The sequence below is a fragment of the Citrobacter sp. HN-141 genome, from assembly GCF_033341895.1.
Lineage (GTDB): Bacteria > Pseudomonadota > Gammaproteobacteria > Enterobacterales > Enterobacteriaceae > Citrobacter.
In genome coordinates this window covers 100,967-121,826 of the sequence record NZ_JAWPBF010000017.1, presented here as the reverse complement: position 1 = coordinate 121,826, position 20,860 = coordinate 100,967, and the positions used below count along the sequence as shown (strand labels likewise).

16 protein-coding genes and 1 riboswitch are annotated in these 20,860 nt (G+C 52.3%); of the genes, 8 read left to right on the top strand and 8 right to left on the bottom strand.

Going from position 1 to position 20,860, the window contains the following annotated elements; genetic code table 11:
- Positions 1-258 precede the first annotated feature (258 nt).
- Both murI and btuB read right to left on the bottom strand, forming a co-directional pair.
- Positions 259-1,110 (bottom strand): glutamate racemase, encoded by an 852-nt coding sequence (murI, locus tag RYZ59_RS19530; RefSeq protein WP_137381510.1) that lies wholly within the window; start codon positions 1,108-1,110, stop codon positions 259-261.
- Complete coding sequence (btuB, locus tag RYZ59_RS19525; protein WP_318050231.1) at positions 1,055-2,893, bottom strand: TonB-dependent vitamin B12 receptor BtuB; 1,839 nt, start codon at positions 2,891-2,893, stop codon at positions 1,055-1,057. The genes murI and btuB overlap by 56 nt, the downstream gene beginning before the upstream one ends.
- A 63-nt stretch (positions 2,894-2,956) precedes the next feature.
- Positions 2,957-3,155: riboswitch (cobalamin riboswitch) on the bottom strand.
- Between the two features lie 115 nt (positions 3,156-3,270).
- Between btuB and trmA the strand changes: the two genes are divergently transcribed.
- On the top strand, positions 3,271-4,371 hold the full coding sequence (trmA, locus tag RYZ59_RS19520) for a tRNA (uridine(54)-C5)-methyltransferase TrmA (RefSeq protein ID WP_318050229.1): 1,101 nt from the start codon (positions 3,271-3,273) through the stop codon (positions 4,369-4,371).
- 82 nt (positions 4,372-4,453) lie between these two features.
- On the opposite strand, the gene RYZ59_RS19515 is transcribed toward trmA, so the two are convergent.
- Positions 4,454-4,813: a YijD family membrane protein gene (locus tag RYZ59_RS19515; protein WP_003825114.1), complete on the bottom strand. Its 360-nt coding sequence runs from the start codon at positions 4,811-4,813 to the stop codon at positions 4,454-4,456.
- A 15-nt stretch (positions 4,814-4,828) separates the two neighbouring features.
- On the bottom strand, positions 4,829-5,464 hold the full coding sequence (gene fabR, locus RYZ59_RS19510; protein WP_003028862.1) for an HTH-type transcriptional repressor FabR: 636 nt from the start codon (positions 5,462-5,464) through the stop codon (positions 4,829-4,831).
- A gap of 191 nt (positions 5,465-5,655) precedes the next feature.
- On the opposite strand from fabR, the gene sthA reads away from it, so the two are divergent.
- The gene (gene sthA / locus RYZ59_RS19505; protein ID WP_202037223.1) at positions 5,656-7,056 is read left to right on the top strand and encodes a Si-specific NAD(P)(+) transhydrogenase; all 1,401 of its coding nucleotides are present in this window, start codon (positions 5,656-5,658) and stop codon (positions 7,054-7,056) included.
- On the opposite strand, the gene oxyR is transcribed toward sthA, so the two are convergent.
- The 4 genes from oxyR to argC all read right to left on the bottom strand — a co-directional run bounded on the left by oxyR (position 7,039) and on the right by argC (position 11,544).
- Positions 7,039-7,956, bottom strand: coding sequence for a DNA-binding transcriptional regulator OxyR (gene oxyR / locus RYZ59_RS19500; protein WP_137381485.1), 918 nt, complete (start codon positions 7,954-7,956; stop codon positions 7,039-7,041). The two genes, sthA and oxyR, sit on opposite strands and share 18 nt — an antisense overlap.
- A 320-nt stretch (positions 7,957-8,276) precedes the next feature.
- Positions 8,277-9,647, bottom strand: coding sequence for an argininosuccinate lyase (gene argH / locus RYZ59_RS19495; protein WP_318050226.1), 1,371 nt, complete (start codon positions 9,645-9,647; stop codon positions 8,277-8,279).
- A gap of 108 nt (positions 9,648-9,755) precedes the next feature.
- Positions 9,756-10,532, bottom strand: coding sequence for an acetylglutamate kinase (argB, locus tag RYZ59_RS19490; RefSeq protein WP_318050224.1), 777 nt, complete (start codon positions 10,530-10,532; stop codon positions 9,756-9,758).
- A gap of 7 nt (positions 10,533-10,539) precedes the next feature.
- Positions 10,540-11,544: an N-acetyl-gamma-glutamyl-phosphate reductase gene (argC, locus tag RYZ59_RS19485; protein WP_137381483.1), complete on the bottom strand. Its 1,005-nt coding sequence runs from the start codon at positions 11,542-11,544 to the stop codon at positions 10,540-10,542.
- A gap of 155 nt (positions 11,545-11,699) precedes the next feature.
- Here argC and argE point away from each other — a divergent pair, with 155 nt between their 5' ends.
- The 6 genes from argE to RYZ59_RS19455 all read left to right on the top strand — a co-directional run bounded on the left by argE (position 11,700) and on the right by RYZ59_RS19455 (position 20,774).
- Positions 11,700-12,851: an acetylornithine deacetylase gene (gene argE / locus RYZ59_RS19480; protein ID WP_318050223.1), complete on the top strand. Its 1,152-nt coding sequence runs from the start codon at positions 11,700-11,702 to the stop codon at positions 12,849-12,851.
- A 345-nt stretch (positions 12,852-13,196) separates the two neighbouring features.
- Complete coding sequence (gene ppc / locus RYZ59_RS19475; protein WP_271442190.1) at positions 13,197-15,848, top strand: phosphoenolpyruvate carboxylase; 2,652 nt, start codon at positions 13,197-13,199, stop codon at positions 15,846-15,848.
- Positions 15,849-16,057: 209 nt separating this feature from the next.
- Positions 16,058-17,791 (top strand): phosphoethanolamine transferase CptA, encoded by a 1,734-nt coding sequence (locus RYZ59_RS19470; RefSeq protein ID WP_137381480.1) that lies wholly within the window; start codon positions 16,058-16,060, stop codon positions 17,789-17,791.
- An 85-nt stretch (positions 17,792-17,876) separates the two neighbouring features.
- A complete protein-coding gene (locus tag RYZ59_RS19465; RefSeq protein ID WP_318050220.1) occupies positions 17,877-18,728 on the top strand; it encodes an AraC family transcriptional regulator in 852 nt (283 codons plus the stop codon).
- A gap of 267 nt (positions 18,729-18,995) precedes the next feature.
- On the top strand, positions 18,996-19,658 hold the full coding sequence (gene fsa, locus RYZ59_RS19460) for a fructose-6-phosphate aldolase (protein ID WP_318050218.1): 663 nt from the start codon (positions 18,996-18,998) through the stop codon (positions 19,656-19,658).
- A gap of 12 nt (positions 19,659-19,670) precedes the next feature.
- Entirely contained in the window at positions 19,671-20,774 is a 1,104-nt protein-coding gene (locus RYZ59_RS19455; RefSeq protein ID WP_318050217.1) for a glycerol dehydrogenase, read from the top strand.
- Positions 20,775-20,860 lie beyond the last annotated feature (86 nt).

The window sequence follows — 20,860 nt, the reverse complement described above, 5'->3', positions numbered from 1 at the left end:
GTCTGATAAATTGTTAAAGAGCAGTTGCGACGCGCTTTAGCGCTCTGTCGCGAGGTGGCGTATATTACGCTTTCCTCATTCAGAGTCAAGCATTTATTTTTGCTTTTCTCCTCGAAGTTCTCAGTGGAACTCCGCTGACCCGGCGGCGTGTAATCCGTTGTTCCGTGTCAGTGGAGGCGCATTATAGGGAGTTATTTCAGGCTGACAAGGGGAAATTTAAAATAATTTTCCGAGTGCGTACTTTTTCACCAAAACAGACTAAATCGCCAGTTTTTCGAGCGTTTTGAAGCCATAGCGCTGCAACACTGGCAATAACTGTTCGGCCTCGGTTGTCATTGCCATGCAGAATGCCACATTCTCATCGGCTGATTTTGCATCTGGCGCTTCGTGTTCTAATAGCCAGGCCGTGCGACGCGCAATCGCTGCACCGGAATCCACCAGTCGCGTCCCTTCCGGGAGGACTTGTAATAACTCTTCCTGTAATAGAGGGAAATGGGTGCATCCAAGGACCACCGTATCAGGGGGTTCCGACATCCGCAGCCACGGTCGCAGAATACGGCGCAGCTCTTCCAGCGAGACGGGTTCTCCGTGCAGCTTCGCTTCTGCCAGCTCCACCAACTCAGCGGATCCCAACATCGCTATCTGACACTCGTTAGCAAAGCGCGCAATCAATTCGTGTGTGTACGAGCGTTTCACCGTCGCGCGCGTCGCCAGTAGCCCTACAATACCATTCGCCGTGAGCCGCGCCGCGGGTTTAATCGCAGGCACCACACCGACAACCGGAAAAGCGAACTTTTCCCGTAATGCCGGGAGTGACACCGTGCTGGCGGTATTGCATGCGATAACCGCAAGTGCGAGGGGATAGCGTTGCTGAACTGCCGTCACAATCTCAACAACACGCTCAACGATAAACTCTTCGCTTTTCTCACCATAAGGAAAGGCGACGTTATCGAAAGCATATATATAGTGGAGATCCGGCAGGAGGTTGCGGATCTCATTGTAGACTGACAACCCACCGACGCCGGAATCAAACACCAGCACGGTGGGACGTGAATCAGAAGGTGTAGCTGCCAGACAAGGTGTATTCCCGTCCTGCAGTTGGGTAGCCATAAACTGTCTCGTAATCTTTATCGAACAGGTTGGCGATTTTACCACGAACTGTCAGTTGTGAGGTGATCGGATATGACACTGCCAGATCCCATAAACTCACACCGCCCAATTTTACCGGTTGATAAGTAACGTAGTCCGTATCGTATCGCGTCCCCAGATATTGATATGTCAGGCCCCAGTCAAAATCATAGACCTGCCAGTCGAGTTGGTATTTCACCTGCTGTTTAGAACGGCGAGCCAGTGGCTCGTTGGTAATCGCATTACGCGAATCTACGTAGTCGTAGCTAAGCGTATGCGCCAACGGCCCGGTGTCGAAGTTTGCAGTCGCTTCGATACCTTTAATACGCGCTTTGCCTTCGTTGTAGTACTTCTGAGTGTGGGTGTTGTAGTCGATCATGTCATCGATATCGTTGCGATACCCTGACACGCGCCAGTTAACACCTGATGTTAACCCTTCAAACGCCCCTTCCCACTGCTTACTCTCTTCGGGGTCAAGGTTTGCATTGCCGTAATAGCCATGCAACTGCCCCAGATTTGGCGCTTTGTAAGATGTGCCATAGGAGGCAATGAAACGATAGCCTTCGATAAACTCCCATCCGGCACTGGTTTGCCATGTGCCATGACGACCAAACTCGGAGTTATCATCACTACGTGCCGCACCTTCGAAGGTGAAGTCACCAAGCTGCTGTAATCCCGTCAAATAGAGGCCTGTATTACGTTGGTCGTAACCGTCCGTAACATACCCAGTGCCTGGCTCCGTGGTTTGCTTTTGCCAGTCCACGCCTGCACCAATGTTACCGTGGCCAACAACTATGCTGTTTGACCACTGAACATTATATTGCTGCATATCATCCAGCGTGGCCGAGGAATCATAGCGGCCATAGTTCGGATCATAGTTGTAGTCTTTACTGTGGCTGTAGCTCGAAACCAGTTGCGACTGAATAAGCTCGCCATTAAAACGTAACCCAGCGTCCCAGCTCTGACTATAAAGCTTTCGGGTATCAAGTAGCGCCGAGCCAGGAGAATAATACGAGTCATAATCTGTGCGGTTATCATAACCATAACCACGAACGAACCCACTCCATGTCTCGGAGAAGTTGTGCTCCAGTGCGCCATACAGCGTCTTGCTTAAGAAACCGTCTTTATCCGGTTGAGCCTGTGCGCCAGTGCTACCGTAGGCCACGACATCGAAGCCTTTGGTGTAGGCATAATCGCCCATCAGCGTGACACGCGTATTTTCGCCAAGCTGTTGTTGGGTTGAGATATCATAATTCTGATACCCATTGCTTCCCACGCCGGCAGTCAGTTCCGTCCCTGGTTTTTCGCGCGTAGTAATGATATTCACCACGCCGCCAATCGCATCCGAACCATATATGGCGGAACGCGGCCCGCGGATATACTCAATACGTTGCACCAGCGATACCGGGAACTGGCTAAGATCGGCTGAGCCGCTAACTCCCGCTAAATTAAGACGCACACCATCTATCAACACCAGAACATGGCTGGCGTTAGTGCCGCGAATAAAAATAGACGAGTTTTGCCCCATACCGCCGCTTTGCGCGATATCAACACCAGGCAAACGACGTAGTACATCGTTTACCGAGGTAGATTGCCAGCGATCGATGTCCTGACGTGTAACGACGGTGATGGGTGCAAGTACTGCGCTTAGGGGCTGCTGAAAACGGTTGGCAGTGACGACGAGAGTATCTGGGCTAGCATCCTGCGCCCAACCAGAAGATGCCGCGACGGAAAGCGCCGTCAACAGCAACGATTTTTTAATCATTGTAAAGCATCCACAATATAAGAAGGATGCCGCAGGTCCACCGATAGTACGCGATAGTGAAAACCAGATGCGACGTTAGCCGGCAGGTCTTCGGGCTTGGAAGGTTATTCAGGATACCGAATAAAAAAGAAATGAAGACTTCCCACCCGCAGGCAGTGTCTGCTTTACGCTCTCATTTCACCTTTCCTTACCGCTGCGCGTCAGCTCCAGATTCACACTGGATTCCCTTTTAACTCACAGGACCGGAAAACGGATGCTACAGTTTGTTACAACCTACTGTCCAGACCGGATATCACAATATCGGAAATCATCAATAACTGGACATCTGATGAGCAATCCCTACAATCCCCGCGTACTTTTATTTTTCAGGACGCATCATGACCCCCGAACACCTTCCGACAGAACAGTACGACGCCCAGTTAGCTGAAAAAGTGGTGCGTCTGCAGAGCTTAATGACGCCATTTTATGCACAGGCTCCGGAAGTGTTCCGCTCACCGGTTAGCCATTACCGTATGCGTGCCGAGTTCCGTCTGTGGCATGACGGGGATGACCTGTACCACATCATGTTCGACAGCCAGACCAAAAGCCGTATTCGTGTCGACAGCTTTCCGGCGGCCAGCGAGCTTATCAATACGCTGATGACGGCAATGATTGAAGGTGTACGCAACAACCACGTCCTGCGTCACAAACTGTTCCAGATTGATTACCTCACCACCCTGAGCAATCAGGCAGTGATATCCATGCTGTACCATAAAAAGCTGGATAATGAGTGGCGCCAGGAAGCCGAAGCGCTGCGGGATGCGCTGCGGGCGCAAAACCTGAATGTGCACCTGATCGGCCGGGCGACCAAAACTAAAATCGAGTTGGATCAGGATTATATCGACGAACGTTTACCGGTCGCGGGCAAAGAGATTATCTACCGTCAGGTTGAGAACAGTTTCACGCAACCGAATGCTGCGATGAACATTCAGATGCTGGAATGGGCGATTGATGTCACCAAAGGTTCAAAGGGCGATCTGTTGGAGCTGTACTGCGGTAATGGCAACTTTTCATTAGCGCTGGCGCAGAACTTCAACCGCGTACTGGCCACCGAAATCGCCAAGCCGTCCGTTGCTGCAGCCCAGTACAACATCGCCGCTAACCATATTGATAATGTACAAATTATTCGTATGGCCGCCGAAGAGTTTACGCAGGCAATGAACGGTGTTCGCGAATTCAACCGTTTGCAGGGGATTGATCTGAAGAGTTATCAGTGTGAGACCATTTTCGTTGACCCACCGCGCAGCGGTCTGGACAGCGAAACGGAGAAAATGGTGCAGGCGTATCCGCGGATTCTGTACATCTCCTGCAACCCGGAGACGCTGTGTCAGAACCTGGAAACATTAAGCCAGACGCACAATGTTTCACGTCTGGCGCTGTTCGATCAGTTCCCGTATACGCACCATATGGAGTGCGGCGTACTGTTAACGAAGAAGTAAGACTGAACGGAGGCCGGATAAGCACTGCCGGTTCAGATTGCCGGATAGCGGCTTTGCCTTATCCGGCCTACAGCTACAACTGTTACTCCGCGATTTCCTGCTTACGGTTACGCACTTTAAAGCCGATCCAGAACACCAGAATCACCGACAGTACCGCCGGGAAGAAGTTAGAGCCAATATCCGGATATTCAGCACGTACCACGGTGCTGTACAGCAAAACACCGAGTATAAAACAGGCTGCAGCCAGGCCCGGTAACCCCACAGGCATGGTGCGGTTCTGATAGCGTTGATGCAGACAGTAAACCGTCAACACCAGCGAAATAATCGGGAATACAGAGAATGGCACAATGGAGCTAAACAGCGCCGCGAATGTGCCATTGATCGATAAGCCGGCAACCAGCGCCAGCAGCAGCGTACCTTTATCTTGACCTGACTGTTTCATTGCTCGTCCTTCTCGTTACTCGGAGTGGTGCGTCATCTTCTCTTGTTCACGGCGGTACCAGTAAAATGCGCCTTTGGCAATCATGCGCAGTTGCAATACCAGCCGCTCTTCCAGCTGCCGACGCTGTTCAGCGCCAACATCCAGTGCTTCTGCCCCGGCACTGAACACAATCGTTACCATGGCTTCGGCTTGCGCTTCAGTAAACGCACGAGGCATATGGTTTTCGAGTTCAAGATAGTCCGCAAGTTCCGCAATGAAGTGCTGAATTTCACGCGCAACCGCTGCACGAAACGCTGCGGAGGTGCCCGAACGCTCGCGCAATAATAAACGGAAGGCGTTGGGATTGTTGCCGATGAACTCCATAAATGTTGAGACCGAGGTACGGATCACACTACCGCCTTTGGCGATACGCTGACGTGCCTGACGCATCAACTGGCGCAGCATCAGACCACTCTCATCCACCATCGTCAGGCCGAGCTCATCCACATCGCGGAAATGGCGATAAAACGAGGTTGGCGCAATGCCCGCTTCACGAGCAACTTCTCGTAAACTTAGGCTGGCAAAACTACGCTCAGCGCTGAGTTGACTAAATGCGGCTTCTACCAGCGAACGCCGGGTTTTCTCTTTTTGTTGCGCTCTAACGCCCATCACGATGTCTGAATCCTTCCACATACCTTGCTGGCACTATACCAGAGATTCGGCGGTTGGCATGGCTTTGTGAATGATTGTTTACGCGCAGTTTGTGCTTCGACTTCGCAAAAAAGCACAACGATAATTGGGTTATCCCAGCAACGATGTTACTATTCTGTTGCTTTTATGTATAAGAACAGGTAAGCCTGACCATGTCACATTCCTACGATTACGATGCAATAGTAATAGGTTCCGGTCCCGGCGGCGAAGGCGCTGCGATGGGTCTGGTTAAGCAAGGAGCGCGCGTCGCGGTTATTGAGCGCTATCATAACGTCGGCGGAGGCTGTACCCATTGGGGCACCATCCCGTCGAAAGCGCTCCGCCACGCAGTCAGCCGTATTATCGAATTCAATCAGAACCCACTTTACAGCGACCATTCCCGACTTCTTCGTTCTTCTTTCGCCGATATTCTCAACCATGCTGATAACGTAATTAATCAGCAAACGCGTATGCGGCAAGGTTTTTACGAGCGCAACCACTGTGAAATTCTGCAGGGAAATGCCCGTTTCGTCGACGAACACACCCTTGCTCTGGAATGTCACGACGGTACAGTGGAAACACTCACCGCAGATAAGTTTGTTATTGCCTGCGGCTCACGCCCTTATCATCCAACTGACGTCGATTTTTCGCACCCACGCGTTTACGACAGCGATTCTATCCTCAGCCTGCATCACGAACCTCGCCATGTTCTGATTTATGGCGCAGGCGTGATTGGCTGTGAATATGCGTCTATCTTCCGAGGAATGGATGTAAAAGTTGATTTAATCAACACCCGCGATCGTCTGCTGGCATTCCTCGATCAAGAGATGTCCGATTCGCTCTCATACCACTTCTGGAACAGCGGCGTGGTCATTCGCCACAACGAAGAGTATGAGCGGATTGAAGGCTGTGATGACGGCGTCATCATGCACCTGAAATCCGGTAAAAAGCTGAAAGCAGACTGTCTGCTGTACGCCAATGGTCGCACCGGTAATACCGATTCGCTGGCACTGGAAAATATTGGTCTGAAAACGGACAGCCGCGGGCAGCTAAAAGTAAATAGCATGTATCAGACCGCGCTGCCGCATGTGTATGCCGTTGGCGATGTGATCGGTTACCCAAGCCTGGCATCTGCAGCTTACGATCAGGGACGTATCGCCGCTCAGGCACTGGTCAAAGGCGAAGCCACCGCACATCTGATCGAAGATATTCCCACCGGGATTTATACCATTCCTGAAATCAGCTCCGTCGGTAAAACCGAACAGCAGCTAACGGCAATGAAAGTCCCCTACGAAGTCGGTCGCGCCCAGTTTAAACATCTGGCACGAGCGCAAATCGTCGGAATGAGTGTCGGAACGCTGAAGATTTTGTTCCATCGCGAGACCAAAGAGATTTTGGGGATCCATTGCTTTGGGGAACGCGCAGCCGAAATTATTCATATCGGTCAGGCGATCATGGAGCAAAAAGGTGGTGGTAACACCATCGAGTACTTCGTTAACACCACCTTTAACTACCCAACCATGGCAGAAGCCTATCGGGTAGCCGCGCTAAACGGCTTAAACCGCCTGTTTTAACGCTTTGTCGAAATGGCCATCCATTGCCCCACGGATGGCCTCTGCCAGCTGTTCATAACGGCTGCGTAACGGCGATCCCGGACGATAGACGAGACCAATAGTACGGCGCGGTTCCGGCTTAATGCACGGCAGATAGACCACACCATCACGCTTACGCTCTGGCGGAACGGCCAGTGCAGGCAGCAAAGTAATGCCACTCCCTGCCGCGACCATATTGCGCAGCGTTTCCAGACTGGTTGCCCGGAAATGGGTGTCTTCATCGGCGCCGGCTTCAAAGCAGAAGCCCATCGCCTGATCGCGCAGACAGTGCCCATCTTCCAGCATCAGCAGTTTTTCACCTGCTAAATCTGACATCGGCACACAGTCGCGGTTTGCCCATGGATGATCTTCATAGATCGCCAGCATCATAGGCTCATCAAACAGCGGCACTTCAATGAACGCCTCACTTTCCTTGACCAACGCCAGGATCACGCAGTCGAGCTTACCGCTATCCAGTTGCGCCAGCAGCTGATGCGTCTGCGCTTCATGCAGGTACATTTCCAGTTTCGGGAAGGTCTGGTGCAACATAGGGATAATATGCGGCAACAGGTATGGTCCCACCGTTGGGATCAAACCAATGTGCAGCGGGCCAGACATTGTCTCGCCTTGTTGGCTTGCCATTTCCTTGAGCACTTTGACCTCGCGCAGCACGGTACGCGCCTGATCCACCAGCAGTAAACCTGCCTGAGTGAACAGCACTTTACGGCTCGTACGCTCCAGCAGCATAACGCCAAGCTCATCTTCCAGTTTGCGGATTTGCCCGCTAAGCGTTGGCTGGCTGACGTGGCAGGAGTCCGCCGCTCGCCGGAAGTGACGATGCTCGGCTAGCGCCACCAGGTATTCAAGATCACGAATATTCATTATTCATCCTCCATCGCCACGATAGTTCATGGCGATAGGTAGCATAGCAACGAACGATTATCCCTATCAAGCTTTCTGTTTAATAATGCACCACAGAAACGGAACGGTACCCTTTAACCCTTGAAGCGCCTGTCCGTTCTCATACTCGAAATAACTAAAGCCAACGTGAACTTTTGCGGACCTCTGGTCCGCATTTTTTTTGCATAAAAAAGCCCGGCGTCGCAAAGCTCGGCCGGGTTATGGTTTGGTAGGCCTGATAAGCGTAGCGCCATCAGGCAGAACGACACACAGTGCCGGATGGCGGCTTCGCCTTATCCGGCCTACAGACGCGCCTTCGCATCGTCGATTGCCTGCGCAACCTGCTGCGGCGATACGCCGCCTTTCGCCGCACGTTTATCCAGACAGGATTGCAGGGAGAGTATCGGATAGACGTCATCACCAATGACGCTGCTGAACTTTTGCAAGTCGGCCAGCGACAATGCTTCCAGCGGTTTACCCTGACGAATCGCCTCAACCACCGTCTCACCTACAATATGGTGTGCTTCGCGGAACGGAACACCTTTGGCAACCAGATAATCCGCCAATTCAGTGGCGTTGGCATAACCCTGCTGCGCCGCTTCCTGACAACGCGGGCGTTTCACCTGAATGCCGTCCAGCACCAGCGCGGCCATGTGCAAACAGTCCAGCCAGGTATCAAGTGCATCGAACAGGCCTTCTTTGTCTTCCTGCATGTCTTTGTTGTACGCCAGCGGCAGACCTTTCAGTGTCATCATCATACCGGTCAGCGCACCTTGTACGCGGCCACATTTGCCACGGATCAGCTCTAATGCATCCGGGTTTTTCTTCTGTGGCATCAGGGATGAACCTGAGGTTACACGATCGGATAATTCAACAAAGCCTGCTTCGCCGGTGTTAAAGAAAATCAGATCTTCAGCAAAGCGCGACAGATGCACCATGCCGATAGAGGCATCAGAGAGCAACTCCAGGACATGGTCACGATCGGAAACGCTGTCCAGGCTGTTGCGGGTTGCCGAGGCAAAGCCCAACCAGCCAGCCAGCTGCTCGCGATCGATTTCGTAGGCAGTACCCGCCAGTGCGCCACAGCCTAACGGGCTAACGTCCAGACGCTTAAGCGCATCCTGCAGACGGCTCTCATCACGCGCCAGCATTTCGACATAAGCCAGACACCAGTGCGCAAACGTCACTGGCTGCGCACGTTGCAGGTGGGTGTAACCCGGCATGACGGCGTCCTGGTTATTCTCGGCCGTCACCACCAGCGCAGTTTGCAACTGATGATTGGCTGACAGTAATTCGATAACCGTGTCTTTGCACCACAGTTTAAGGTCAGTTGCGACCTGGTCATTACGGCTACGTCCGGTGTGCAGTTTTTTACCTAATTGCCCGACTTTATCAATCAGCTTACCTTCCACCCAGCTGTGAATATCTTCGGCATCGCTTTGCAAAATCTGCTGAGGATTCGCGCGAACCTCTTCCAGCAGGTTATTCAGCGCCTCTTCCAACTGCAGCTGTTCATCAGCAGTCAGTACACCAACGGTTACCAGTGCTTTGGACCAGGCCACAGAGCCAACAATATCCTGTTCTGCCAGGCGGTAATCAAAACGCAACGAGTCGTTGAACTGTTTGAACCGCTGATCTGCTGCCTGTGTAAAACGCCCACCCCAAAGTGCCATAACGAATTTCCTTAATATGATATTTTTTCCCGGTGGCGCTGCGCTTACCGGGCCTACAAAACCCACGTAGGCCGGATAAGGCGAAGCCGCCATCCGGCACATTAATAGTTAAGCCAGAATACGCGTGCCAATCGGCGTGCCGTTAAACAGCGCCGGGAGTTGTTCAGCATGACGCCAGGAAGCGATATCTACCGGGCGGCCCAGCGTACGCGCAGCATCCAGCGCCGCATTGACCTTCACGATCATGCCATCGGTAATAATACCCTGCTCAATCAACTGTTCCGCTTTCGTCGCGGTCATTTCGGCAATACGCTGGCCTTTACCATCCAGAATACCGCTCACATCAGAGAGCAGGATCAGATCAGCCCCCAGCGTTGCCGCCAGCGCCGTCGCCGCCTGATCGGCATTGACGTTCATTAACAGCCCATCTTCAGTAACGCCAATGGAACTCACTACCGGCAGAAAGCCCCCTTCCAGCAGCGTGTTAATCAGCTTAGGCGAACCCGGCTGCGCCAGTCCAACGTGACCTAACTCTTTATCGAGTGGCGTCACTTTTACACTGTCGCCATCGCCAAGATACAGACCCACAGAGGCAATTTGATGTTTTTTCGCCCAGGCCAGTAAGGTTTTATTCGCGGTTCCCGCCAGCGCCCCGGTGATGATGTCGATTTGATCGGCTGGCGTAACACGCAGGCCATTTTTCTTTTTCACCGGCAGATTAAGTTGTTTCATCAGCTCATCGACCACGCAGCCACCACCGTGCACAATGATCAGCGGACGCTGATGCGACTCGCGATAATTTACCAGCGCGGTAAACAGACGCTCCAGCGCCTCTTCGCTATCCAGTAAAACGCCGCCCAGCTTGATAATTAATGGATTCATCATTGCACCCTTAAATAAGAGACTGCGTCTCAGCAAAGCCGAAACGGATATTTGCGCACTGCATAGCCTGTGCCGCCGCGCCCTTCAATAAGTTATCTTCCGTCGCTACCACAATCAGATGTTCGCCCTGCACAGCAAATCCGATATCACAGAACGGTAAGCCAACCACGTTTTTCAGTGCCGGAACGCCTTTTTCATACAGACGCACCAGCGGTTTATCGCTGTATGCCTGTTGCAGCGTCTGCGCGACCTGAGTCTGAGTGACACCCGCATTCAGACGGCAGGTAATGGTTTCCAGGATCCCACGCGGGAAATTGCCCAGATGTGGAGTGAAGATCACCTCCGTACCCAGGTGAGTAGCGATTTCCGGCTGATGGCGATGAGTAAACACGCCATACGGTTGCAGGCTCACTTCACAGAAGCTGTTCGAAATAGCGGCTTTACGGCCCGCACCACTCACCCCGCTGGTGGCGTTAATCACCGGCCACTGAGTCAGGTCCAGCAGCCCGGCATCAATCAGTGGTTTCAGCGACAATTGTGCCGCCGTCGGGTAACAACCCGGAACCGCAATCAAATTCGCATCTTTCAGTCTGTCTGCACTCCACTCAGCCAGACCGTATACCGCCTGTTCCAGCAGTTCAGGATGCTGATGGGTAAAGCCATAGTATTGCTCATAGAATGCGCCGTCGTTTACGCGGAACGCGCCCGAGAGGTCAAACACCACACACCCGGCGCGCAGAAACTGCGGAGCCAAATCATGACTGACCTCATGAGCCGTCGCGAGGAATACAACGTCCACCCCTGCGCTAAACTCGCTGATATCGGACATTGGTTGTAACGGCAAATCGACAATGCCTTTTAGCTGCGGATGTAAATCGGAGATTAATTTTCCTGCATCATTGCTTTGCGCTGAGACGGTCAAAGCGGTTATGGTCATATCAGGATGGCGATTTACATAGGTCACAAGCTCTGCGCCAGCGTAGCCACTCGCGCCCACAATCAGCGTATTCAACATCGGAGCTGTTCACCTTCTTAGATTCGGTTGCCAGGTATAAGCCTTTATCACCTCACCTTACACTTGGTGGGTTTTATTACGCTCAATGTTATTGTATTTTTATTCACAAATACTGCATGAATATTGATACTATCATGACCCGAGGTGTGTCAACAATGAAAAACAATTTACCGCCATTTATCGAGATTTACCGCGCTCTGATTGCCACACCGTCGATTAGCGCAACCGAAGAAGCGCTCGATCAAAGCAATGCAGGTTTAATCACTCTGCTGGCGGACTGGTTCAAAGATTTAGGTTTCAATGTTGAGGTTCAGCCTGTTCCTGGTACGCGCAATAAATTCAACATGCTGGCGAGTGCCGGGCACGGTGCCGGCGGTCTGTTGTTGGCAGGCCATACCGATACCGTACCTTTTGACGATGGGCGTTGGACGCGCGATCCCTTCACCCTCACCGAGCACGACAATAAGCTCTACGGTCTGGGCACCGCGGATATGAAAGGCTTTTTCGCCTTTATTCTCGATGCACTGCGCGGTGTGGATGTCACGAAACTGAAAAAGCCACTCTACATTCTGGCCACCGCCGATGAAGAGACCAGCATGGCCGGCGCACGTTACTTTTCTGAAACGACTTCGCTCCGCCCGGACTGCGCAATCATTGGCGAACCAACATCTCTGCAGCCCGTTCGCGCGCACAAAGGCCATATCTCTAACGCCATTCGAATTTTGGGTCAGTCGGGTCACTCAAGCGATCCGGCACGCGGCGTGAATGCGATTGAACTGATGCATGATGCTATCGGCCATATCATGAAGCTGCGCGATGACCTGAAAGAACGCTATCACCATGACGCCTTTACCGTGCCGTACCCCACGTTAAATCTGGGTCATATTCATGGCGGTGATGCTGCTAACCGTATCTGCGCCTGCTGCGAACTGCATATGGATATTCGTCCGCTGCCCGGCATGACGCTTAACGATCTGAATGGGCTACTCAACGATGCGTTGGCCCCGGTTAGTGAACGTTGGCCGGGTCGCCTGACGGTATCGGAACTGCATCCGCCCATTCCTGGCTATGAGTGTCCGCCGGACCATCAGCTGGTCGAGGTGGTTGAGAAACTGCTGGGCGCACAGACTGAAGTGGTGAACTACTGCACCGAAGCGCCTTTTATCCAGACGCTGTGTCCGACGCTGGTATTGGGTCCCGGTTCTATTAATCAGGCACATCAGCCAGATGAATATCTGGAAACACGCTTTATTAAGCCAACCCGCGAATTGATCACCCAGGTTGTGCACCATTTCTGCTGGCATTAGAGGCTTGTCGCCCTGATAACCCTTTAGGGGTGTTCGGGGCGATTTCTTAACATTTCCATAAGCAACGCTTATTTGATTCGATGTGAATTAAATAACGTAAATTCCCGGCATTTATTCGTTTGCTGAACCGATTTCGCAGCAATTGACGTAAGGGTTTTTACGTGGCTTTATAAAAGACGGCGAAAAAATTAAGTCCTAAAGATTTCGTGTCACAGCAAGGCGGCAAGCGAGCCTATCCCAAGGAGCTGACATAAGTCAGTGACCTTGGTGGGCGAGCGCAGCCAACGCCGCTGTGGCGCGAAGGATACAGGACACATAAATTAAAGATGGGGTGTCTGGGTTAATATGAACGAACAATATTCCGCGTTGCGTAGTAATGTCAGTATGCTCGGCAAAGTGCTGGGAGAGACCATCAAGGATGCGCTGGGAGAGAACATTCTTGATCGCGTAGAAACAATCCGTAAGCTGTCTAAATCATCCCGCGCTGGCAATGAAGTTAATCGCCAGGAGCTGCTCACCACACTGCAAAATCTGTCTAACGACGAGCTACTGCCCGTTGCCCGCGCATTTAGCCAGTTCCTGAATCTGGCCAATACCGCCGAGCAGTACCACAGTATTTCGCCAAAAGGCGAAGCTGCCAGCAACCCGGAAGTGATTGCTCGTACTTTGCGTAAACTGAAAGACCAGCCCAACCTCGATGAAGCCACCATCAAGAAAGCCGTGGAATCGCTGTCTCTCGAACTGGTACTGACCGCGCACCCAACCGAAATCACCCGCCGCACCTTGATTCATAAAATGGGTGAAGTAAACGCATGCCTCAAACAGCTTGATAACAAAGATATCGTTGATTACGAACGCAATCAGCTGATGCGTCGTCTGCGCCAGTTGATTGCTCAGTCCTGGCATACGGATGAAATCCGTAAGCTACGACCAAGCCCGGTTGATGAAGCCAAATGGGGCTTCGCAGTGGTTGAAAACAGCCTGTGGGAAGGCGTACCCAACTACCTGCGCGAGCTAAATGAACAGCTGGAAGAACATCTGGGTTATAAGCTACCTGTTGATTTTGTTCCAGTACGTTTTACCTCCTGGATGGGCGGCGACCGTGATGGTAACCCGAATGTCACCGCAGATATCACCCGCCATGTGCTGCTGCTTAGCCGCTGGAAAGCCACTGACCTGTTCCTGAAGGACATCCAGTTCCTGATTTCTGAGCTGTCGATGGTTGAAGCCACACCGGAACTGATGGCGCTAGTCGGTGAAGAAGGTGCGGCAGAACCTTACCGCTACCTGATGAAAATGCTGCGTTCGCGTCTGATGGCAACTCAGGCCTGGCTGGAAGCGCGTCTGAAAGGCGAAAAACTGCCAAAACCTGCTGGCCTGCTAACCCAAAACGAACAGCTTTGGGAGCCGCTGTACGCGTGTTACCAGTCTCTGCAGGCCTGTGGTATGGGTATCATCGCCAATGGCGAGTTGCTCGACACCCTTAGGCGCGTGAAATGTTTCGGCGTACCGCTGGTACGCATTGATATTCGTCAGGAAAGCACTCGTCATACCGAGGCACTGGGCGAACTGACCCGGTATCTGGGCATTGGTGACTACGAAAACTGGTCAGAAGCGGATAAACAAGCCTTCTTGATCCGTGAACTGAACTCCAAGCGCCCGCTTCTGCCACGTAATTGGGAACCCAGCAACGATACCCGTGAAGTGCTCGATACCTGCCGGGTGATTGCCGAAGCCCCTTATGGCTCCATTGCTGCCTATGTTATCTCAATGGCGAAAACACCCTCTGACGTACTGGCCGTGCATTTACTGCTAAAAGAAGCCGGCATTGGTTTTGCTATGCCGGTCGCACCGCTGTTTGAAACGCTGGACGACCTGAACAACGCCGATGATGTTATGAGCCAACTGCTGAATATCGACTGGTATCGCGGCTTTATTCAGGGCAAACAGATGGTCATGATTGGCTATTCTGACTCTGCAAAAGACGCCGGCGTGATGGCGGCCTCCTGGGCGCAATACCAGGCTCAGGACGCGCTAATCAAAACCTGCGAAAAAGCCGGTATTGAACTGACGCTGTTCCACGGTCGCGGCGGCTCTATTGGTCGCGGCGGCGCGCCTGCCCATGCGGCACTGCTCTCTCAACCGCCAGGTAGCCTTAAAGGCGGCCTGCGCGTGACGGAACAAGGCGAGATGATCCGCTTCAAATACGGCCTGCCGGAAGTCACCATCAGCAGCCTGTCGCTGTACACTGCCGCAATTCTGGAAGCTAACCTGTTACCGCCGCCGGAACCAAAAGATGGCTGGCGTCATATCATGGATGAGCTTTCAGATATCTCCTGCGATCTCTATCGTGGGTATGTCCGAGAAAACAAAGACTTTGTACCTTACTTCCGTTCCGCAACACCAGAGCAGGAACTGGGCAAGTTACCGCTCGGCTCACGTCCGGCAAAACGTCGCCCGACCGGTGGCGTAGAGTCTCTGCGTGCTATTCCGTGGATCTTCGCCTGGACACAGAACCGCCTGATGCTTCCGGCCTGGCTGGGTGCGGGTACGGCACTGCAAAAAGTGGTTGAAGACGGTAAGCAAAGCGAGCTTGAAGCAATGTGCCGTGACTGGCCATTCTTCTCCACGCGTCTTGGCATGCTGGAGATGGTGTTCTCAAAAGCTGACCTGTGGCTGGCGGAGTACTACGATCAGCGCTTGGTCAAAAAAGAGCTTTGGCCATTGGGTGAAGAACTGCGTCAGCGTCTGGAAGCCGATATCAATGTGGTGTTGGCAATTGCCAATGACTCGCATTTGATGGCCGATCTACCGTGGATTGCCGAGTCTATTCAGTTAAGGAATATTTACACCGACCCACTGAACGTCTTACAGGCCGAATTATTATATCGTTCGCGCCTGGCAGAAGAGCAAGGTCATGCACCAGACCCACGCGTCGAACAGGCGCTAATGGTGACAATTGCTGGCGTTGCTGCCGGTATGCGTAACACCGGCTAATTTTTATGCCTGTCACCCTCGTGCTATTGCGCGAGGGTGACATAAAATACTGCTGTCATAACCACCTCATTTTTAATATATTCCTGTCTGCATTTTATACATCCAATGGATATTTGTTAGCAGAACGCGATTTTCGACTCGCATTGCTTCAGATCCTCTTAAGGTTTAGCCGCTAACGTTGGCGCTACGATTAAAGACAGGCTCACACTATGCAATCCTTACAACTCCAGTCTAAACCCAAATTTAGCTGGAAAGCCCTGGGTTGGGCACTCCTCTATTTTTGGTTCTTCTCTACCTTACTCCAGGCCATTATTTATTTTAGTGGCTATAGCGGAACTAACGGATTACGCGACTCAATACTGTTCAGCTCATTGTGGTTGATTCCGGTATTCTTATTCCCGAACCGTATTCGCATTATCGCCGCCGTTATTGGTGTGGCACTCTGGGCTGCTTCATTGGCCGCGCTGAGTTATTACGTTATTTACGGACAAGAATTCTCACAAAGCGTTCTGTTCGTTATGTTTGAAACCAACGCCAACGAAGCCCGCGAATATCTGAGCCAATATTTCAGTCTCAAGATCGTACTTATCGCACTGGCCTATACAGCAACCGCAATCCTGCTGTGGACGCGTTTACGCCCGGTCCATATTCCGTCGCCATGGCGTTATCTGGTGTCATTTGCGCTGTTGTACGGTTTAATTCTGCACCCAATGACCGTCAATACGTTTATCAAGCATAAGCCGTTTGAGAAAACGCTGGGCGGCCTTGCATCGCGCATGGAGCCTGCCGCGCCATGGCAGTTCATCTCCGGGTATTATCAATACCGTCAACAATTGACCGCATTAAATAGCCTGCTGAATGAGAACAACGCATTGCCACCACTGGCTAACTTTAAAGACACTTCTGGTGATGCGCCGCGTACGCTGGTGCTGGTGATTGGCGAGTCAACTCAACGTGGCCGCATGAGCCTGTACGGCTACCCACGTGAAACCACGCCGGAACTGGATGCGCTGCATAAATCCGATCCAAACTTCACCGTGTTCAATAATGTCGTAACCTCACGTCCGTACACGATTGAAATCCTGCAACAGGCGCTGACCTTCGCAAACGAGAAGAACCCGGATTTATATCTGACGCAGCCGTCGTTGATGAATATGATGAAACAGGCGGGTTATAAAACGTTCTGGATAACCAACCAGCAAACAATGACCGCCCGTAACACCATGCTGACCGTATTTTCCCGGCAGACAGACAAGCAGTTCTATATGAACCAGCAGCGTACCCAAAGTGCGCGTGAATACGACAGCAACGTACTGGCGCCGTTTAAAGAAGTCATGGCCGACCCGGCACCGAAAAAGTTCATCATCGTTCACTTGCTGGGTACGCACATTAAATACAAATTCCGCTATCCGGAAGGCCAGGGTAAGTTTGACGGTAATACCGAGAACGTACCTGCAGGTCTGAGCAGTGATGAACTGGAGTCATATAACGATTATGACAATGCCAACGTCTATAACGACCATATCATTGCCAGCCTGATCAAAGACTACAAAGCAACTGATCCGAACGGCTTCCTGCTCTACTTCTCTGACCATGGTGAAGAAGTGTATGACACGCCGCCACATAAAACACAGGGCCGTAATGAAGATAGCCCAACGCGCCATATGTATACGGTACCGTTCCTGCTGTGGACGTCTGAAAAATGGCAGGCTGCGCACCCACGCGACTTCTCACAGGACGTCAATCGTAAGTACAGCAGCTCTGAACTTATCCATACCTGGTCAGATTTGGCCGGCTTTACGTACGACGGTTTCGATCCGACCCGTTCTATTACCAGCCCGGAGTTCAAAGAGACGACCCGCTGGATTGGTAATCCGTACAAGAAAAACGCCCTGATCGATTACGACTCCCTGCCTTACGGCGATCAAATCGGGAATCAGTAACGCCCTCTCAGGCCACTCTTTAAGAGTGGCCTTTTTTTATGATGACGGTTACTGTTTCCCTGTCCACGATCGGTTAGGGATTCACATGTATCACAACATCAGCCACCTACTTTCCCGCCTGATTAACGGTCCCTTACCGCTGCACCAGGTTTACTTCGCCAGCAGCAATGCCGCAACGCCAGAACTGGCGTATAAGGTCGATTTTCCACGACTGGAAATCGTGCTGGAGGGGCAACTTTCGGATACGGGTATCGGGAACATGCTTCTTCCCGGAGACGTTCTGTACGTCCCGGCAGGAGGCTGGAATCTTCCGCAATGGCAAACGCCCGTCACCCTGCTGACAATTCTGTTCGCTAAGCAGCAGTTAATCTTTAGCGTTATGCAATGGGATGGCCGCCAGTTCCAACATCTCGCCAATCAACATGTGGCACGCCGCGGGCCGCGTATCGGCTCCTTCCTGCTACAGGCACTCAATGAAATACAAATGCAGCCCCAGGAGCAGCAAACCGCGAAATTAATTATTGCCAGCCTGTTCAGTCATTGCCGTGACCTGCTCGGTAGTCAAATCCAGACGGCATCGCGTAGCCAGGCGCTTTTCGCCGCCATTCGCGATTACATTGACGAACGCTACTCCTCTCCGTTGACCCGCGAATCCGTCGCCCAGGCCTTTTACATCTCACCGAATTACCTTTCGCATCTGTTTCAGAAAACCGGAGCCATTGGTTTTAACGAATATCTTAACCACACCCGACTTGAACAAGCGAAAATGCTATTGAAGGGCTACGATCTGAAAATTAAAGAAGTTGCACACGCCTGCGGGTTCGTCGACAGCAACTACTTCTGTCGCCTGTTTCGCAAAAATACCGAACGTTCACCGTCTGAGTATCGTCGGCAATATCACAGCCAGTTAACGGAAAAAGAGACGTCCCCACATTAAGGTGATGTCGCGACAAAACCCACAGAGGACAAAAAACATATTTACTGGATTTTTGTAATATCAAAAAGAAACACGTATCCCCGGTTATCAGCATAGACTGACCAACCAATAACATGTGAAGTATCTCCCACTTTCACCGACACATTACATTTGTCCAGCTTTTGACAGATTTGTCAGATAGCGCAGTATGCCGAAACACTCTTATCCTGAGCACAGCAAAGTATCCCGGTAACGGGTTGCTAACGAGAAATTAAGAGGGTGTTTTATATGGAACTGTACCTGGATACCGCCAACGTCGCGGAAGTTGAACGTCTGGCTCGCATTTTCCCCATAACCGGGGTCACAACCAACCCCAGTATTGTCGCGGCCAGCAAAGAATCCATCTGGGATGTACTGCCACGTCTGCAAAACGCCATCGGCGAAGAGGGCATTTTGTTTGCCCAAACCATGAGCCGCGACGCGCAGGGCATGGTGGAAGAAGCCAGACGCCTGAGCAACGCCGTGCCCGGTCTGGTAGTGAAAATCCCGGTGACATCCGAAGGCCTGGCCGCAATTAAAATGCTGAAAAAAGAGGGTATCACCACGCTGGGAACCGCCGTTTACAGTGCTTCTCAGGGGCTGCTGGCTGCGCTGGCGGGAGCTAAATATATCGCGCCTTACGTTAACCGTATCGACGCGCAGGGCGGCGACGGAATTCGCACTGTACAGGAACTGCAAACGTTACTGGAACTGCATGCGCCAAACAGCATGGTACTGGCAGCCAGCTTCAAAACCCCGCGTCAGGCGCTGGATTGCTTACTGGCAGGATGTGAAGCAATCACCCTGCCATTAGACGTAGCGCAACAAATGCTCAATACCCCTGCGGTAGAGTCAGCAATAGAGAAGTTTGAGCAGGACTGGAACAACGCATTTGGTCACATCAACCTGTGAGGGAAATAAAGTATGGATCGCATTATTCAATCACCTGGTAAGTACATCCAGGGTGCCGATGTTATTACCCGTCTTGGCAGCTACCTCAAACCATTGGCAGAACGCTGGCTGGTCGTTGGGGACAAGTTTGTCTTAGGTTTTGCCCAGGGCGCACTGGAAAAAAGCTTCCACGACGCCGGACTGGCGCTGGAAATTGCACCGTTTGGCGGCGAATGTTCACAAAACGAGATTGACCGTCTGCGCGGCGTGGCGGAAAAAGCGCAGTGTGGCGCAGTACTTGGTATTGGCGGCGGTAAAACGCTGGATACCGCCAAAGCGCTGGCGCACTTTATGGGCGTGCCTGTCGCCATTGCGCCAACCATCGCCTCTACCGATGCGCCGTGCAGCGCGCTGTCCGTCATTTACACCGATGCCGGTGAATTCGATCGCTATTTGCTGCTGCCAAACAACCCGGACAGGGTCATTGTTGATACCAAAATTGTCGCGGGTGCGCCTGCGCGGCTGCTGGCAGCAGGTATTGGCGATGCGCTGGCAACCTGGTTTGAAGCACGCGCCTGCTCACGCAGCGGCGCAACAACCATGGCGGGTGGTCAATGCACTCAGGCCGCACTGGCACTGGCGGAGCTGTGCTTCAATACGCTGATTGAAGAAGGCGAAAAAGCGATGCTGGCCGCCGAGCAACATGTGGTAACGCCTGCGCTGGAGCGCGTTATTGAAGCTAACACCTATCTGAGTGGCGTTGGTTTTGAAAGCGGTGGCCTGGCAGCGGCTCACGCCATTCATAACGGTCTGACCGCAATCCCGGATGCGCATCACTACTATCACGGCGAGAAAGTGGCTTTCGGTACGCTGACACAGTTGGTGCTGGAAAACGCGCCGGTCGATGAAATTGAAACCGTGGCGGCGCTGTGCCATTCCGTTGGTCTGCCGATTACCCTGGCGCAACTGGACATCAAACAGGACATCCCGGCGAAAATGCGCATTGTGGCTGAGGCAGCCTGTGCCGAAGGCGAAACCATCCACAACATGCCTGGCGGCGCAACGCCGGACCAGGTGTATGCCGCCCTGCTGGTGGCTGATCAGTACGGTCAACGTTACCTGCAAGAGTGGGAATAAGCTGCCAATAAAAAATCCCCGCAATCGCGGGGATTTTTTTATTCATACCATGCCGGATACGCGCAAGCGACATCCGGCATTGTCTG